This window comes from Microbacterium sp. NPDC088619, from assembly GCF_044752825.1.
Taxonomy (GTDB): Bacteria; Actinomycetota; Actinomycetes; order Actinomycetales; family Microbacteriaceae; genus Microbacterium.
In genome coordinates, this window is the sequence record NZ_JBIVLZ010000002.1 from 60,148 (window position 1) to 76,642 (window position 16,495).

Sequence of the window (16,495 nt, forward strand, 5' to 3'; positions counted from 1 at the left end):
AAGCGGGTGCTGCAGGAGAGCTACGAGCCTGAGGCCGTCGCTGGGAGGGTGATGACGCCGGTCTGCACGAGCTGCACGTCGCGCACCTCCCGGCCCATCAGACGGTTGGCGAGGGCGGTGAACTCGGTCGTCGAGTCACCCGTCGCCTCGTAGACGTACGACGCAGCGGCATCAGGGGACGCAAGGAGGTCTCCACGGACCAGCTGACGGTAGACGTCGCCCGCGGTCTCGTCGTCGCTCGAGACCAGCGTGACGCCCTCCCCCATCACATAGCTGATCGCGCCGCGGAGGAACGGGTAGTGCGTGCACCCGAGCACCAGGGTGTCCACGCCGGCATCGCGCAACGGGGCCAGGTATTCCTCGGCTGTGGCGAGGACCTCTGGGGTGCCGGTGATGCCCCCTTCGACGAACTCGACGAAGCGGGGGCATGCCGCGGTGAACACCTCGAGCCGCTCGTTCACCTCGAGCATGTCCTGATACGCACGCGAGCCGATCGTCCCGACTGTTCCGATGACACCGACTCGGCCGTTTCGCGTGGTCGAGACGGCTCGGCGCACTGCCGGACCGATCACCTCGACGACAGGGATGTCATACCGCTCCCTGGCATCGCGGAGCATGGCGGCGGACGCGGTGTTGCAGGCGATCACGAGCATCTTGACACCCTGGTCGACCAGCGTGTCGAGGACCTCGAGGCTGTAACGACGAACCTCGGCGATCGGCTTCGGACCGTACGGGGAATGGGCCGTGTCGCCGATGTAGACGAACGATTCCCGGGGCAGCTGGGCTCGGATGGCACGTGCCACCGTGAGTCCGCCGACACCGGAGTCGAAGATTCCGATCGGGGCGTCGTTCATGACTACCCAGCCTACCCGCGTGCGACCGCGTCACGCTCAGCAACGCGTGCGGGTGTCGTCACTAAGCTGAGCGGATGACGACGTCCACGGCGCTTCTGACCGATCGTTACGAACTCACCATGCTCGCGGCCGCGCTTCGCGATGGCACGGCATCACGGCCGAGTGTGTTCGAACTGTTCTCGCGGCGATTGTCCGGAGGCCGCCGCTTCGGCGTCGTGGCAGGCACCGGCCGCCTGCTCACTCTGCTGCGCGACTTCCGCTTCGGAGAGGACGAGCTCCGCTTCCTCCGCGACAACGACGTCGTCGATGCCGATTCGCTCACCTATCTCGAGAACTACCGCTTCACCGGCTCGATCCGGGGCTACCGCGAGGGCGAGCTGTACTTCCCCGGGTCTCCGATCCTGACGGTCGAGGGCAGCTTCGCCGACGCCGTCGTGCTCGAGACGCTCGCTCTCAGCGTGCTCAACCACGATTCGGCCGTCGCAACCGCCGCATCCCGCATGAGCATCGCTGCAGGTGAGCGCCCGCTGGCTGAGATGGGCTCCCGCCGAGCAGCCGAGCAGTCCGCCGTCGCCGCCGCGCGCGCCGCCTACATCGCCGGCTTCCGCGCGACGAGCAACCTCGAGGCCGGGCGCCGGTGGGGCATCCCGACGATGGGTACCGCCGCGCACTCTTGGACCCTTCTGCACGAGACCGAGGAAGACGCCTTCCGTTCGCAGATCGACAGCCTCGGGACCGACACGACCCTGCTCGTCGATACCTACGACATCCGCACCGGCGTCGAGACGGCCATCCGCGTGGCCGGCACCGGCCTCGGCGGTGTGCGAATCGACTCGGGCGACCTTCCGATCGTCGCCGCAGAGGTCCGGGCGCAGCTCGACGAGCTCGGAGCGACGGGCACTCGCATCACGGTGACGAGCGATCTCGACGAATACGCGATCGCCGCTCTGGCGGCATCACCCGTGGACGCGTACGGTGTCGGCACCTCGGTGGTCACCGGCTCCGGCTACCCGACGGCGAGCATGGTCTACAAGCTGGTGGCCCGCCAGGATCCGAGCGGAGCATGGATCGGAGTCGCGAAGGCCTCGACCGACAAGGCGTCGCACGGCGGGCGCAAGGCCGCGTTCCGCACTCTCGTCGACGGTGTGGCCGAGACGGAGACCGTCGTGGTCTCGGACGGCTTCGAAGAGCTCGACACCCCGGCGGAGCATGCGGACGGGCGCGCACTGCAGACCACATTCGTCGAGCGCGGCGAGATCGATACCGCGTTCGAAGGTCCCGAGGGCACCGCCTCTGCGCGAGCACATCACCTTCGGGTGCGTGAGGAGCTTCCCGTGCGGGCGCTCGCGCTCAGCAAGTCGGACCCGGCGATCCCCACCGTCTTCGTCGACGCGAGCTGAGTGCCGCTGAGGCGGTGCAGGCTCAGCCGACCATCGTCTCGTAGATCTCCTTGCACGTGGGGCAGATCGGGAACTTCTCCGGGTCGCGACCCGGAGTCCACTTCTTGCCGCACAGCGCACGCACCGGCTTTCCGGTGATCGCCGATTCGAGGATCTTGTCCTTCTTGACGTAATGGGAGAAGCGCTCGTGGTCGCCCGGCTCGAGGTTCTCCTCGCGGAGAAGTTCTTCCAGTTCGCGATCAAGCGTTGCCACGCCGCCCTGATCGGGGCTGTCCAGCGGAGTACTCATGCCGAGAGTCTAGCCGCGGTAGCGCCGGGTTGGGCGGCTGTCATGCCGTCTCGACGAACTCCATGAGGCGCTCGCCCTCGTGCTCGAAGATCCGCCCGCCCACACCGACGCCGATCGCGAAGACGGCGATGCCCGTCGCGAGTCCAGCCCAGAATGTCGCGGGCGCGAACTGCGATCCCTCGAGCATCGTGAGCACGAGCAGCCAGATGGTCGGGACGCTCACGACGATCGCGCCGAGGAACGCCGCCGCCGGACCGTATGCACCCCGTGACGTGGGACGCTGCGGCTGCTGGAACGGGCTGTCGCCGGGGCGGGACACGGCGTAGGGAGCGATCACCGAGACGATGCTCGAGAGTCCGAGCGCCGACAGCAGCAGGCTGGCCCCGAGGCCCGTGAGGGGAAGAAGCAGACGCCAGTCGTCGATCCACAGCAGGGTGAGGGGAACGGCGATGGCGAGCACGGGAACAGCCACGAGCATGACCGGGACCAGTCGCCCCAGACGATCGGGGATGCCGCGGACACCGCTCGCCACGTGCGTCCACAAAGCCGTGGAATCGTAGGCGACATCGTTGTGCGGGAGCCACCCGAAGAACAGTGCCATCACTGGGACCGGGACGAGCGCAGCGATCTCGAGCGGCACCCCGGCCACGAGGAGTGGCAGCACGGTGAGGACCCCGGCGACCGGGACGACGATGAGGTTCATGATGTAGCGGCGATCGCGCAGCCAGTACACGAGACTCCGAGACGCGATCGCCCCGAACGCATTCGACGGGAGCAGGCCGAACCATCCGAGCCCTGAGCGCTCTCGAGAGGTCACGGGCCGCTCGGTCGTGGTGAGCAGCCTGCGCACGAGCCATGTCCACGCTGCCCAGAGCGCCACGGCGGTGACGAGCGTCACGATGCCGCTGATCCAGTTTCCGGCGACGTCGTCACTCGAGAACGAGTAGAGGAACCGCGACGACGCGGCGAAGGGGGTGAACCCGATCGTCGCAGTGAGCGCCGCGACGGCCGCAGGAACCTGCCCGTCCCACTTGAGCGAGGCGAGGAACACGGCGACGGGGAATGCGATCACGATCACGGCCAGCGCGAAGAGGGCGGTGAGCTCTCGCGACCGGCGCTCCGGCAGCAGCAGCGCGTTCACCGCCATCCCGATGCGTGCCGAGAGGATCGTCGACAGCAGGCTGACGAAGCTCATCAGCACCGCGGTGAACCAGGGCGCACCGAGCCTGATCGCGACGATGCACACGCTGATGTTCACCGCGACCAGAGCAAGGCTCGGAACGCTGACGAATGCGGCGAGTGCGAGGATCCAGGGCATCTGCCGCTCGTCGACTCCGAACACCGCGAAGCGCCGGGGATCGAGCTGGTCAGCGGCACCCACGAGGATAGGCCCGACCAGGAACCCCAGAAGCAGAGCAGCGCTGCCCAGCACGATGACCGTGCGCGCGACGGCTACGGGCGCGTCGTCGAGGCTGAGCACCGCAGCGCAGACCACAGCGGTCAGGATGACCACGACAGCGAGCATGACCAGGGTGCGCACCCGACGTTCACCGCGAAGCGAACCGATCAGGAGCGCCGCCCTCAGTCGGAGAACGTGTGCAGCCACTCGAGCCCCTCCACCTCGCCGATGCCGCCGGAGAGTTCGACGAAGCGCGCTTCCAGCGTCTGTCCGGCGCGCACCTCATCGATCGTGCCTTCGGCGAGCACCTCTCCCCCGACGATGATGGCGACGCGAGAGCAGACGCGCTCGACGAGATCCATGCCGTGGCTCGAGAGGACCACCGTTCCGCCGTGCGAGACGTAGGCACGCAGGATGTCGAGGATCACGGCGGAGGACACCGGGTCGACGGCCTCGAACGGCTCATCGAGCACCAGGACCCTCGGCGAGTGGATCATCGCACCCGCCAGCATGATCTTCTTCGTCATTCCGGCCGAGTAGTCCGAGACGACGCGGTTCAGCGCTTCTCCGAGGTCGAAGGCTCGTGCGAGGTCGGCGACGCGCTTCTCGATGACCGCCGAGGCGAGCCCCCTCAGGAGCCCGTAGTAATAGAGGAGCTGCCGCCCGGTGAGCCGGTCGAACGTGCGAAGACGGTCGGGCAGCACACCCATCATGCGCTTCGCCGCGAGAGGCTTCGCCGATTGGTCGATGCCGCAGATCGAGATGTCGCCCGCGTCGGCGCGCAGCAGGCCCGCGACGATCGAGAGCGTCGTCGTCTTGCCCGCCCCGTTGGGACCGACGATGCCGTAGAACGACCCCGCGGGCACCGTGAGATCGATGCCGTTGACAGCAGTGGGGTCGCCGAAGCTCTTCACGAGGCCGCGGATGCGGATGGCCTCCGAGCCGGATGCCGCCTCGACACCGCCGACGGCCTCATCCGTCTCGTCCGAATCGGACACCGCGTCGACCGATTCGGAGGTGGCGATCCCGTCGACGGACGCCTCCTCGGTGGGTTCGGCGACCTGCGCCTCATCCGCCGCGACATCTGCCGTGGTGTCTTCGAGCGGGGTGGTGTCTTCCACCGGCGCGGTGTCAAGGGCGGGATCGCTGGGCGCTTCGTCCGCGGCGCGCGTCTCCGACGACGACTCGACGGGTGCCACCGGCTCCGCGGCGTCGCTCCCGACGGCGGGTGCGTCTGAGGATACGTCCGACTCGGTCGTCGGCGGCTGCTGCTCGATCGGTGTCCCGATCGCGACCTGCGGACTCTCTTCGGCAGCCTCGTCCGTCGCGCCCGACGCGTCGGCGTCGAACTCGCGCGCTTCGGCATCCGCGACGACGGCCTCGACCGAGGCAGTCTCCTGTGCGTCTTCCTCTGCGTCGGTTGCCGCCGCCTTCGCCGCCGCCGCCTTCGCCGCAGCTGCCTTCGTCGCAGCCGCCTTCGCGGCCGCGGCTCTCGCAGCCGACGTGCGCGCAGCGGACTTCGTCGCGGCGCTCTTCTCCGCCGTGGCCTTGGCCGCCGCGGCCTTTGCAGCAGCGGTCTTCGATGCCGACGCGCTCGATGCGGCTGCAGCCGCGGTCTTGGCAGCCGCAGTCTTCGCGGCCGTCGTCTTGGTCGCAGCGGATCGCGCCGCAGCGGACTTCGCTGCGGCTGCACGACCCGTCGTGTCGCGTGTCGAGTTCTTGGCGGCGGCTGCGCGCGCCGCGGCCGCGGTCGTCTTCTTCGGTGCTGCGGATCGCGGGCCGGCGCTCTCGGCGCTCCGGTCGATCTTCAGTGCGGGCTCAGCCACCACTTCGACGGTCGCAGCCGCTTTGTCGGCCGCAGCCTTCGACGGAGCTCGTCTGCCGCCCGCCTTCTTGACGGGCGTCTCGCGAGGAGCGGGCGTCTTGCGAGCGGGGGTCTTCTTCGGGGCGGCGGGCGCGGCGTCAGCCACCTGATCGGTGCGGTCGTCGGGGGAAGAAGGAGTCACCGTCCTACGGTATCAACGGGTGCCGACTTTCTTCGGGTCGCCGCAACAAATCGCCCATAGGATCGCCTTACTCACCTCTTCTCGCCCGGATCTGGACGAATCTGAGTGTTGGGTGTGTACTGGATCACGAATTGGCAACAGCGACGTCAACCCCCGGGGCTTCCCAGGCTTGATCGCTAGCATGACTCTCGGCACGACGAAGTGTCTGGTCGGTGAACCGACCGTGAACACATACTTCATTTAGGAGCACTCGTGACTCTTCAGACCGTCATCCTCGCAGCAGGCATGGGCTCTCGCCTGGGCCGGGCGCTGCCGAAGCCGCTCACGGAGCTGAGCGACGGCCGCACGATCATGCGCCAGCAGCACGACAACATCCGCGCCGCCTTCGGCTCGGACGCCCGCATCACGTCCGTCGTCGGATACCGCGCCGAGACCATCATCGAGGCGTTCCCGAACGTCAACTACGTGCACAACGAGCGCTACGACGAGACCAACACCTCGAAGAGCCTGCTGCGCGCCCTCGGCGCCACGGGCAAGTCCGGCGTGCTCTGGATGAACGGCGACGTCGTCTTCGACCCGATGATCCTCGGCCGTGCGGCCGCGTACATCGAGCGCGACCAGTCGTTCGTCACGGTGAACACCTCGAAGGTGAGCGACGAAGAGGTGAAGTACACGGTCACGGCCGAGGGCTTCATCAACGAGCTCTCCAAGACCGTCAAGGGCGGACTCGGCGAGGCCGTGGGCATCAACTACATCTCGTCCGCGAACAAGAAGGCGTTCATGCGCCAGCTGCAGCGCGTCGAGGACCAGGACTACTTCGAGCGTGGACTCGAACTCGCGATCGCCGAAGACGGCCTGCTGCTCGAGCCGATGGACGTCTCCGACCTCTACGCGGTCGAGGTCGACTTCGCCGAAGACCTCGAGCGGGCGAACCTGTTCGTCTGATCTCGTTTCACGAAAGCCCGGCCCCGTCAAGGGTGCCGGGCTTTCGGCGTTTTCGCGGCCTGGTTTCCTAGGATCGAGTCATGGCCCCCAAGGTGCACAAGATCCACTCCCTCCCCGACGACGCCGCGTGGGACAAGGGGGTGCCGCCGGTGGGCTCGGCGGAGCACCCGCTGATGGTCCGAGGGCTCGACCGTGTCCTCGCCATCCAGCGTCCTCTCGTGCTGGCGCACATCCGCAGCATCCGCCTGAGGAACCCTCAGGCGTCACCGGAGCAGATCGTGCGCATCCTCGAACGGCGCTACCTCGCCGCTGTCACGACCGGCGGCGCAGCAGTCGGCGCGACCGCCGTGGTTCCCGGCATCGGCACAGGCATCACCCTGGCCCTCTCGGGGGTGGAGACCGTGGGGTTCGTCGAATCGACAGCACTGTTCGCGCAATCGGTCGCCGAGGTCCACGGGATCGCCGTGTCCAACCCCGACAGGGCCCGGGCGCTCGTCATGACCCTGATGCTCGGCAAAGAGGGCGTGGCGCTCGTCGGACAGCTGGCAGGACAGGCGTCGGGCCGCGGAGGCACGCGATCGTCGTACTGGGGCGAGACGGTGACCAAGTCACTCCCGCGGGCCGCCGTCGGACCTCTGGTCGATCAGCTCAAGACCCGCTTCGTGAAGCAGTTCGCTGCGAAGGGCGGAGCATCCTTCATCGGCAAGGCCCTCCCGTTCGGAGTGGGTGCCGCGGTGGGCGGCGCCGGCAACCACATCCTCGGACGCCGGGTCCTCACGACGTCGCATCACGCCTTCGGCGCAGCCCCGATGGACTTCCCCCTCGAGCTCGAACCGGTCGACGGCGCGGAGAAGCTCGAACTGAGGATGCTGCACGGCGCGCAGTTCGTCGGAGGTGCCGTGGCGGGTGCCGCCGGGTCGGCAGTGCGCGGAGTCGGCTGGGCGGGGCGGCGGATCGCATCCGTGGGACGACGCCGCAAGTCCGGTGACGGCGAGATAAGCACGACGGGAACCCACGACCTCCCGGGCGAGCTCGGGTCCGTCGCGTCTGACGTCGCCCAGGACTGACTCCGCTCGTCACCCGCGACCAGCACCGTCGACTGCACGACAGCCGCCAAAGGATCCGCCGACCCGTTGTGGCGAGCATCCAACGGACGGGCCCGACCCGACGATAGGGTGGAATCCGTGACGGACAAGCCCGAACTCTCGACCACCGCCGGCAGGATCGCAGACCTCCGCGCTCGCTACAACGAAGCCGTTGTCGACGCTGAGAAGGTCGCGCAGGAGAAGCAGCACGCCAAGGGCAAGATGACCGCCCGCGAGCGCATCGAACTGCTCGTCGATCCGGGGAGTTTCGTCGAGTTCGACGAGTACGTGCGCCACCGCACCACAGCATTCGGGATGGATCGGAACCGCCCCTACGGCGACTCGGTCGTCACGGGAGTCGGCACGATCCACGGCCGCACGGTCGCGGTCTACTCGCAGGACTTCACCACGTTCGGCGGCTCTCTGGGAGAGGTGTCGGGCGACAAGATCATCAAGATCATGGAGTTCGCACTCTCCGGCGGGATGCCGATCATCGGCATCCTGGATTCGGGCGGAGCCCGCATCCAGGAAGGCGTGCTCGCGCTCAGCAAGTACGGCGAGATCTTCCGTCTGAACACCCGTTCATCCGGCGTCATCCCGCAGATCTCGCTGATCATGGGTCCCGCCGCCGGTGGCGCCGTCTACGGCCCGGCGCTGACGGACTTCGTGATCATGGTCGACAAGACCAGCCAGATGTTCGTCACCGGCCCCGACGTGATCAAGACGGTCACCGGCGAGGATGTCGGCATGGAGGAGCTCGGAGGAGCCCTCACGCACAACACCCGCTCTGGCGTCGCCCATTACCTCGCCGAAGACGAGGACGACGCGATCGACTACGCCCGCACGCTGCTCGGGTTCCTCCCCGACAACAACATGGCGGAGATTCCGGCCTACGAGAGCGGCTTCGAGTGGGAGACCACAGATGCCGACCGCGCTCTGAACACGATCATCCCCGACTCCGCCAACCAGCCGTACGACATCCACACGGTCATCGAGCACGTCGTCGACGCAGGAGACTTCATCGAGGTCCAGCCGCTCTTCGCGCCGAACATCGTGATCGGCTTCGGCCGCGTAGAGGGACGCTCCGTGGGCATCATCGCCAACCAGCCGTCTCAGATGGCGGGAACCCTGAACATCGAGGCGGGCGAGAAGGCCAGTCGGTTCGTGCGCTTCTGCGACGCCTTCTCGATCCCGATCGTCACGCTCGTCGACGTGCCCGGATACCTGCCGGGCACCGACCAGGAGTGGACGGGTGTGATCCGTCGTGGCGCCAAGCTCATCTACGCGTACGCCGAGGCGACGGTTCCGCTGGTCACGGTCATCCTCCGCAAGGCCTACGGCGGTGCCTACATCGTGATGGGCTCGAAGCAGCTCGGCGCGGATGTCAACCTCGCCTGGCCGACGGCGGAGATCGCTGTGATGGGCGGTCAGGGCGCGGTCAACATCCTCTACCGTGGTGAGATCAAGCGCGCCGAAGAGGCCGGCGAGGACGTGGCCGCAGTCCGCACTCGCCTCGCCAACGAATACACCTACAGTGTGACCTCGCCCTTCCTCGCCGCCGAGCGCGGCGAGATCGACGGGATCATCGAACCGGCGAACACCCGCGTATCGATCGCCAAGGCTCTCCGTGCGCTCCGCGGGAAGCGCGCTGAGCTGCCGCCCAAGAAGCACGGGAACATCCCGCTGTGACCGTGCGCGCGACGCAGGACGCGACGTCGGAGGAGCACCAGCTGCCGACGATGGAGATCACTCGGGGCGCGGCGACCGAAGAGGAGCTCGCCGCGCTGATCGCGGTGGTCAGCGACGCCTACTCGCAGGAGGCCTCCGAGGCCGTGGCCGACGAGCCCCGCGTCTCCGCCTGGGCTCGCACTCAGCGACCGCTGCGACGTCCGCTGCGACGCGACATCCCGTGGGGCCGCTTCTCACGCTGAATGCGGAGGGCACGGAGTGCCTGCGAGACCCGGAGCCCCCCAGCTACCGGGCCACGCAGACGACCCTCCGATTGATGCGGGGCCGTCGCCCCTGGCACCTTGTAACCCCAGATGGCGCATCTCTTCGATAGTACATCGATTGGAGTTATCGCTCCGGGGCCTAACCGATATACCGGTATGTGAATTACGAACCGCTCAATCCTCGAGGTACAGGTCCGAGGCCCGGGGTGTGAGGACCGCGTCGAGCACGACGCAGGCTGCGCCCACCGCTCCGACGTCGTCGCCGATGAGGGCGCCGTCGACGCTCAGCGTGCGAACGGCGTGAGTCGCACTCCGCCGATGCAACGGCTCGGGGATCTCGCGCAGATAGATCTCCGCGAGCGGTCCCCAGAACGGGCCCCCGAGGACGACCCGGTCGACGTCGAGCACATTCGTGAGCACCGAGATCAGCACCGCGAGGTGGCCGGCAGAACGACGCAGCACCTCGAGCGCAGGCTTCTCGCCTGCTGAGGCCCGCTCACACAGACGCCTGAACCTTTCGTCGACCCCGGTCGCGCCGACGCCCTCCGGGTCGTCCCCGAACACCCCGGCCGCCTCGGCCTGCTCGACGATCGCCTGCGGCGTGCACACCACCTCGACGCATCCTCGCGAGCCGCAGTCGCAGGGCGGCCCGTCGGGGTCGACCATGATGTGGCCGATCTCTCCGAAGTTGTGAGTGCTGCCCGCGACCACGCTCCCCTCTCGCGCGGCGGCCGCTCCCAGCCCCGTACCGAGGTAGACGAACAGGAACGACGCCTCAGCCGACGCATCGCCGGTCCACAGCTCCCCCACCGCGGCGGCGGTGGTGTCCTTCTCCAGCGTGACCTCGAAACCCGTCGCCGCCGCGAGCACCGAGCGCAGCGGAACACGATGCCACCCGTCGAGCTTCGGAGGGTCGATCACGGTGCCCCGCGCGGCGTCGAGCGGACCAGGAGCAGCGACGCCGACCCCCGCGACCAGGGCGCGATCGATACCCGCTTCATCGATCAGGACATCGATCGTCTGAGCCATCGTCTCGACGACGCGACTCGGATCGCTGTGCTGCGTGCGCACCACCCGGCGACCGACCACCGCACCGGTCATGTTCAGCAGCACGAACGTGATCACAGCCGGGTCGAGATGCACGCCGACCGAGAAACGGCTCTCCGCCACCAGCCGCAGTGTGACCCGCGGCTTACCCGGTCCGTTGATGGTGCGCCCGGCTTCGGCGATGAGCCCCTCGTCGAGAAGACGCCGGGTGATGTTCGTGATCGTCTGCGCCGAGAGACCCGTCGCTTCGACGAGTTCGATCCGACTGAGCCCTTCGCCGGATCGACGGATGGCCTCGAGGATCACCGACTGATTGAAGTCACCCATACGGGGGAGATTTGTTCCTCGGCGCGATCCCATGCCCCATCTTCTCGCACCGGTGTCGAATCCGTGTCCCCCAAAGTACCTACAGACAACGACTTGAATAACCGAGAAACTAAGTAAGACGCTCAGCGTTCGGCTGGTCTCTCTGTCCCAGGGTAGATAGACGCAGACCGGCCACCAGCGGACGGTTTTCGGGTAACTGGTCCGCTTGGCGGGGGGCTGGCGGTATCGCCGCCCCTCGCCCACTCTGTCTGACCTCGACTCTGACCTCCTCCCCCGGCCAGAGCCGAGGGCAGGGGTCACTCATGAGGCTTCGGGCGCGTCCCGCGGGATCTCGTGCCACACATCGACGGCGTCATCGTCGCTCTGCCCGCCTGCGCCGGCCCGACCGACCACGGTCACGGCGATGCGAGGATCCTGAGCCGCGCGGATGATCCATCGCTCCGCATCGGCGTCGCGCAGCACCCGTGCGAGCTCGTCACGAATCGCCGCACGCCTCCCCTCGTCGACATCGGCCAGGCCACCTTCGTCGAAGACCGTGACCACGGCACCCCGCCGACGCGCGTCTTCGATCGCATCCCGCACGGCGTCGTTGAGCAGATCGGCGCCGCGCAACTCGTCGCGCAGGCGTCCCTCTGCGAGGCGCGCCTGCAGACGCTCCTCCTCATTCAGCGAGCCGCGTGATGCGACCGTCCGACTGAGGACGGGCCCGGCGACCGCGAGCGCGAACTGCGTGCGCAGTCGGCGCTCCTTCTGACGCACCTGCTGGGTCGCATGCCACGCGGAGACCGCCTGCTGGATTCCCGCGAGACGCTCGGTGTCGCGCACGGCCCTGTCCCAGAAGATCACCAGCAGGTGAGCGATCACGACCCACATGAGGGAACCCACGAGGCCGAGCGACAGCGCGACGAAGAAACCCAGATACGCCGACGAGGTGGCCACGAGGATGGCCACCACCAGCCAGCCGATCACGAAACGACGCCGCACGATGCACACCACACCCATCAGGCCGAGCGCGCCGATGTACCAGGTCGCGAAAGGGGCCGTACGCGTGAGCGGATCGAGAGACAACGTCGCGAGCACCGGGATCAGGATGCTCGAGACCAGGGTCGCCAGCGCCGCCCAGAGAGGCATCCGCACGGAGATCGCCGAGTCCCAGAGGATCGCGACGTTGACGACGACGAGATACAGGGCGATCGCCGCGACCATCATCAGGGGCGCGGAGGGCTGCTCGATCCACCAGACGCCTCTGGCCGCGAAGTACATCGCGAAGCCGACAGCGAGTGAGGTCGCGACACTGCGCACAGTGCGGTTCATGGACGCTCCCAGCCCAGAGTCACGGTGGTGCCGCACTCACTCGAGTCGATTTCCGCGGTGCCGGCCACCCCGGCCATGCGCGCGAAGATCGAGGCCCTGATGCCGAGGCGATCCGCACCGATCGCCCGAAGATCGAACCCCGGACCGGTGTCCGAGATCGTCACGGCGATGCCCTCATCGCCTCGGCCCTCCACGAGGATGTGCAGCCCGCGCCCGCTCGCGTGGGTGACGGCATTGCCGAGCGCCTGTCTGGCAGCGAGCACGAGTGCTCGCGCGGCACGTCCGGGGATCAGGCCGATCCCGCCGCGCTCCTCGACGAGCGCATCGGCTCCGAGCTCCGAGAGCGCTCGGCGCAACTCCACGACGATCTGCGCCGCACCGACCGGTTCGTCGCTCCCCTCCTCAGCGACCGCCGCCTCCGTATTCGCCAGACGCGTGAGCGCCTCGCGGGCCATGCCCACGGCCAGGTCCTGCGCCCGTTCGCCTTCGGCACGCTCGGCGGCGATCAATGCCGCCAGAACGCTGTCATGCATGAGGGCAGACATCGCCGCCCGCTCCTCCTCCGCCGCGGCTGCCGCCGCCGCCCCCGAATACGAGGCGACCGCACGCGCGCGAGCCTCGTCGACGCCCGCGGCGACCGAGCGGAACATCCAGCCCAGCGCGATGATGACGAAGCCGAGAATCAGCGTGAACGACACGTCGAAGGCCGTCGTCACCCAGAAGTCGCGGGAGAAGTCACCCTCGACGAGACGGACGTAGCCGTAGACGAACGGCAGGCAGAGGGCCCACACGAACTGCAGCCATAGCGGAAATGCGAGCATCGCGGCCACGACGCCCACATTCACGAGGAAGAAGATCCAGGGCTGGTCGGCAGCCTCGCCCACCGGCTCGACGAAACTCGGCCACGCCCCCAGCGCGAGCGTGTAGACGATCGCGAACGCTCCCGATGCGGTCCTGACACCTCGGCCGATGATGCAGGCGATGAGCATCACGATCAGCGGGATGAAGACCACGAGCAGCATCGTGATCCGTGCGGCATCCGACCCGGCTGTGGTCGTGATGCCGGCGATCAGCGCCTGCGCTCCGAGAACACCCGATCCGATCGCGACGACGGTCGCGAGGATGCGTTCCATGCGCTTGCCCGTGAAGCGCTCGAACTCGGTCTCCACACTGCCGGGAGAGGGGATCTTGCTCCAGGCCTCGCGGATGCTGAGCGGGTCAGCGGCCACTCGGCGCCCCGTCTGCGGCGACGATCCCATCCTCCATCGCGCGACGCAGAAGGTCGACCTTCGTCGGGGCCGGTCTCCCGACCTCGACGTACTTGACCCGGATCCGCGTGATGTTCTCCTTCGCGGTCGAGTACGCGACGCCGAGTCTCTCGGCCACCGCCTTCAGCGGCAGGCCTGTGGCATAAAGCCGCAGGACCTCGCGCTCACGGGTCGACAGCTGCGCATCTGCGAAGTCACGATCACCGTCGACGGCGCTCGCCCACTCGACGTTGTTGAGCGCCTCGCCCTGAGCGACAGTGCGGATGGCGTCGAGCACGTCGTCGAGCGCCGAGGATTTGCTCACTACGCCCGCAGCGCCGGCCGCCAGCGCCTCGCGCACAGCCGCCGGTCGATCGGCGACGCTGTGGATCACCACGCTCGCGCCGTCTGCGACCAGCGAGCGGACGTTCTCGGTCACCGTGGTGCCGTCGCCGAGCGTCAGGTCGAGAACCACGACGTCGGCCGGCTGCGCTGACGTCGCCGACCTCCACTCGAGATATGACACGACGGTGCTGCCGGAGAAGACCACCGTCTGCGCTCCGTCACGAGCGCACGCCGCCTCGAGACCGAGGCGGACGGACTCGTGATCGTCGATGAGTGCGACCCTGCTCATCCGCCCAGCCTACTGAGTAGTCAGCGTCTCGAGATCATCGGTCACCGCGTGAGCAGCGCGACGACCTCGAAGTGATGCGAGTGCGGGAACAGGTCGAAGCCTCGCAGAGTCCCCACGTTCCACCCGTGCGCACGGAACGTGCCGAGGTCGCGGGCGAGGGCGACCGGGTCGCACGCGACGTAGGCGATGGCATCGGGGGCGAGCGCGTCGAGAGCGTCGACCACCGCGCGGCCTGCGCCCGCACGCGGCGGATCGAGGACCACGGCGCCCGCGCTCGTGCCGGCGGGGACACCTGCCAGATAGCGGTCGACGCGTGCGGTGACGGCGCTGACGTCGAGCGGAGCGAGGTTCTGCTGGGCGTGAGCCGTCGCGCGCCTGCTGGACTCGACCGTGACGATGTCGGTGCCGCCGAGATCGGCGAGCGATGCGGCGAAGAGGCCCACGCCTCCGTACAGATCGAAGTGCTTCTTCTCGGGGTCGACATGGCCGTCGAGGATGCCGTAGACGGCCCCGTCGAGCACCGATGCGGCGCGGGGGTGCACCTGCCAGAAGCCGCCGGCGTCGACCTGGAACCGTCGATCGCCCACCTGTTCGTAGACGACCTCGGGCGCGGGGCGTCGGCCCTGTCCTCGGGCCGGGCGCTCCTCGAGACGCTCACGCCGGATGACCCGCACCTCGCCGTCGCCGGGTTCGACCAGGTCGACGCTGCTGGCCTCGCCGCCGGCTAGGCGCAGAGCCGCCTGCGCGATCGCGGGGCGTGCGAGCGGGTGAGAGCTGACGGGGATCACCCGGTGGCTGCGCGCGGCATAGGGTCCGACTCGGCCTTCGTCGTCGACGTGCAGCGTGACCCTCGTGCGCCAGCCCGTGCCGTCGGTCGAGTCGACGGCTTCGATCTCGGGGGCCTCGAGTCCGGGCCCGGCGAACCGATCGAACGCCTCGGTCAGGACCTGACGCTTGAGGACGCGCTGGTGAGCAAGATCGATGTGCCCCAGGTCTGCACCGCCCGGCCGCTCCTCCGGGGCACGAGAGACATCGGCCTCTGCCCAGATGTGCGGACGGCGGTGCGGCGAGGCGTCGAGCACCTCGACGGTCTCAGCACGCCAGAAGCTCTTCGAGTCCCCCGTCGAATCCTCGCTCAGGCGCGCGCGGACACGCTCGCCGGGGATGGCGTCGGAGACGAAGACGACCCGACCTTCGTGTCGGGCGATGAACGTGCCGCCGTGCGCGATGCCGGTGATGTCCAGATCGAGCAGGACTGGGGAGGAAGTCATTCTTCGAGGATACGGTGGTGAACATGCGCGTCTGCCTCGCCTCGACCTCGCCCGCCCGTCTCATGCTGCTGCGTCAGGCCGGCATCGAACCGCTGACCCAGTCACCCGAGGTGGATGAGGATGCCGTCGCAGCAGCCGCCGCGGCGGAACGGGGCACCGAGCTCGCGCCGGCGGAGCTCGTGCTCCTGCTCGCTCGCGCGAAGGCCGCTGATGTCGCGCACCGGCTCGCCGAGGACGGATCGTTCGACGGCATCGTGGTCGGCGGAGACTCCATGTTCGAGCTCGGCGGCCGCGTCTACGGCAAGCCCTACACGGCGGAGGAGGCGACGAGGCGCTGGCAGGAGATGCGCGGAGCCACCGGCATCCTGCACTCGGGCCACTCGATCTTCCGCGTCTCGCCGGGCGCAGCACCGGTCGAGGCCACCGCGACGGCGGAGGCCTCGGTGACATTCGCCGAGGACATCACCGATGCCGAGATCGCCGCCTACGTCGCCTCGGGCGAGCCCCTGCTCGTCGCCGGCGCGTTCACGGTGGACAGCCTCGGCGGAGCGTTCATCACGCGCGTCGACGGAGACCCGTCGACGGTGGTCGGGATGTCGCTGTCGACCGTGCGCCGACTCGCTGCGGACCTCGGAGTCACCTGGACCGACCTCTGGTCGTAGGGTCTCGTCGACGTTTCTGCCTCTTTCTTGTGGAGAGTCGTCAAAGCGAACGCCTGCCTTCTC

15 protein-coding genes are annotated in these 16,495 nt (G+C 68.2%); 6 read left to right on the plus strand and 9 right to left on the minus strand.

The genetic code is table 11. The features are described from left to right. Positions 1–20: 20 nt before the first annotated feature. On the minus strand, positions 21–854 hold the full coding sequence (gene murI / locus ACIP5T_RS14760; RefSeq protein ID WP_400864975.1) for a glutamate racemase: 834 nt from the start codon (positions 852–854) through the stop codon (positions 21–23). Between the two features lie 74 nt (positions 855–928). Here murI and ACIP5T_RS14765 point away from each other — a divergent pair, with 74 nt between their 5' ends. Next, a complete protein-coding gene (locus ACIP5T_RS14765; protein ID WP_400864978.1) occupies positions 929–2,254 on the plus strand; it encodes a nicotinate phosphoribosyltransferase in 1,326 nt (441 codons plus the stop codon). Positions 2,255–2,276: 22 nt separating this feature from the next. Here the strand turns inward: ACIP5T_RS14765 and ACIP5T_RS14770 are convergent, their stop codons facing one another. From ACIP5T_RS14770 to ACIP5T_RS14780, 3 genes are read right to left on the minus strand one after another with little or no spacing between them, the layout of a single operon-like run. Continuing rightward, a complete protein-coding gene (locus ACIP5T_RS14770) occupies positions 2,277–2,543 on the minus strand; it encodes a DUF3039 domain-containing protein (RefSeq protein WP_042536500.1) in 267 nt (88 codons plus the stop codon). Between the two features lie 40 nt (positions 2,544–2,583). Next, positions 2,584–4,149, minus strand: a complete 1,566-nt coding sequence (locus ACIP5T_RS14775; protein WP_400864982.1) for a hypothetical protein — start codon at positions 4,147–4,149, stop codon at positions 2,584–2,586. Continuing rightward, the gene (locus ACIP5T_RS14780; RefSeq protein ID WP_400864985.1) at positions 4,125–5,948 is read right to left on the minus strand and encodes an ATP-binding cassette domain-containing protein; all 1,824 of its coding nucleotides are present in this window, start codon (positions 5,946–5,948) and stop codon (positions 4,125–4,127) included. The genes ACIP5T_RS14775 and ACIP5T_RS14780 overlap by 25 nt, the downstream gene beginning before the upstream one ends. 252 nt (positions 5,949–6,200) lie before the next feature. On the opposite strand from ACIP5T_RS14780, the gene ACIP5T_RS14785 reads away from it, so the two are divergent. The 4 genes from ACIP5T_RS14785 (at position 6,201) to ACIP5T_RS14800 (ending at position 9,909) form a co-directional block, all read left to right on the plus strand. Further along, entirely contained in the window at positions 6,201–6,893 is a 693-nt protein-coding gene (locus tag ACIP5T_RS14785) for an NTP transferase domain-containing protein (protein ID WP_400864988.1), read from the plus strand. 80 nt (positions 6,894–6,973) lie between these two features. Then, on the plus strand, positions 6,974–7,960 hold the full coding sequence (locus tag ACIP5T_RS14790; RefSeq protein ID WP_400864991.1) for a hypothetical protein: 987 nt from the start codon (positions 6,974–6,976) through the stop codon (positions 7,958–7,960). A 117-nt stretch (positions 7,961–8,077) separates the two neighbouring features. Further along, positions 8,078–9,667, plus strand: a complete 1,590-nt coding sequence (locus ACIP5T_RS14795) for an acyl-CoA carboxylase subunit beta (RefSeq protein ID WP_400864994.1) — start codon at positions 8,078–8,080, stop codon at positions 9,665–9,667. After that, positions 9,664–9,909 carry an acyl-CoA carboxylase subunit epsilon gene (locus ACIP5T_RS14800; protein ID WP_400864996.1) on the plus strand — a complete coding sequence of 82 codons (246 nt, stop codon included), beginning with the start codon at positions 9,664–9,666 and terminating at the stop codon, positions 9,907–9,909. Before ACIP5T_RS14795 ends, ACIP5T_RS14800 begins: the two co-directional genes overlap by 4 nt. A 195-nt stretch (positions 9,910–10,104) precedes the next feature. On the opposite strand, the gene ACIP5T_RS14805 is transcribed toward ACIP5T_RS14800, so the two are convergent. The 5 genes from ACIP5T_RS14805 to ACIP5T_RS14825 form a co-directional block, all read right to left on the minus strand. Beyond that, positions 10,105–11,304 (minus strand): ROK family transcriptional regulator, encoded by a 1,200-nt coding sequence (locus tag ACIP5T_RS14805; RefSeq protein ID WP_400864999.1) that lies wholly within the window; start codon positions 11,302–11,304, stop codon positions 10,105–10,107. A gap of 300 nt (positions 11,305–11,604) precedes the next feature. Next, positions 11,605–12,618, minus strand: coding sequence for a hypothetical protein (locus tag ACIP5T_RS14810; RefSeq protein WP_400865002.1), 1,014 nt, complete (start codon positions 12,616–12,618; stop codon positions 11,605–11,607). Next, complete coding sequence (locus ACIP5T_RS14815; protein WP_400865005.1) at positions 12,615–13,847, minus strand: ATP-binding protein; 1,233 nt, start codon at positions 13,845–13,847, stop codon at positions 12,615–12,617. Before ACIP5T_RS14815 ends, ACIP5T_RS14810 begins: the two co-directional genes overlap by 4 nt. Next, positions 13,837–14,499, minus strand: a complete 663-nt coding sequence (locus tag ACIP5T_RS14820) for a response regulator (protein ID WP_400865008.1) — start codon at positions 14,497–14,499, stop codon at positions 13,837–13,839. The genes ACIP5T_RS14815 and ACIP5T_RS14820 overlap by 11 nt, the downstream gene beginning before the upstream one ends. A 41-nt stretch (positions 14,500–14,540) precedes the next feature. After that, entirely contained in the window at positions 14,541–15,770 is a 1,230-nt protein-coding gene (locus ACIP5T_RS14825; protein ID WP_400865011.1) for a class I SAM-dependent RNA methyltransferase, read from the minus strand. Positions 15,771–15,793: 23 nt separating this feature from the next. Between ACIP5T_RS14825 and ACIP5T_RS14830 the strand changes: the two genes are divergently transcribed. Beyond that, positions 15,794–16,432, plus strand: coding sequence for a Maf family protein (locus ACIP5T_RS14830; protein ID WP_400866975.1), 639 nt, complete (start codon positions 15,794–15,796; stop codon positions 16,430–16,432). The last annotated feature ends 63 nt before the right edge of the window (positions 16,433–16,495 follow it).

Excerpts from the sequence above, each read along its gene's own strand:
- murI (WP_400864975.1), bottom strand. The coding sequence starts at position 854 with ATGAACGACGCCCCGATCGGAATCTTCGACTCCGGTGTCGGCGGACTC.
- ACIP5T_RS14765 (WP_400864978.1), top strand. The coding sequence starts at position 929 with ATGACGACGTCCACGGCGCTTCTGACCGATCGTTACGAACTCACCATG.
- ACIP5T_RS14770 (WP_042536500.1), bottom strand. The coding sequence starts at position 2,543 with ATGAGTACTCCGCTGGACAGCCCCGATCAGGGCGGCGTGGCAACGCTT.
- ACIP5T_RS14790 (WP_400864991.1), top strand. The coding sequence starts at position 6,974 with ATGGCCCCCAAGGTGCACAAGATCCACTCCCTCCCCGACGACGCCGCG.
- ACIP5T_RS14805 (WP_400864999.1), bottom strand. The coding sequence starts at position 11,304 with ATGGGTGACTTCAATCAGTCGGTGATCCTCGAGGCCATCCGTCGATCC.
- ACIP5T_RS14810 (WP_400865002.1), bottom strand. The coding sequence starts at position 12,618 with ATGAACCGCACTGTGCGCAGTGTCGCGACCTCACTCGCTGTCGGCTTC.
- ACIP5T_RS14820 (WP_400865008.1), bottom strand. The coding sequence starts at position 14,499 with ATGAGCAGGGTCGCACTCATCGACGATCACGAGTCCGTCCGCCTCGGT.
- ACIP5T_RS14825 (WP_400865011.1), bottom strand. The coding sequence starts at position 15,770 with ATGACTTCCTCCCCAGTCCTGCTCGATCTGGACATCACCGGCATCGCG.
- ACIP5T_RS14830 (WP_400866975.1), top strand. The coding sequence starts at position 15,794 with ATGCGCGTCTGCCTCGCCTCGACCTCGCCCGCCCGTCTCATGCTGCTG.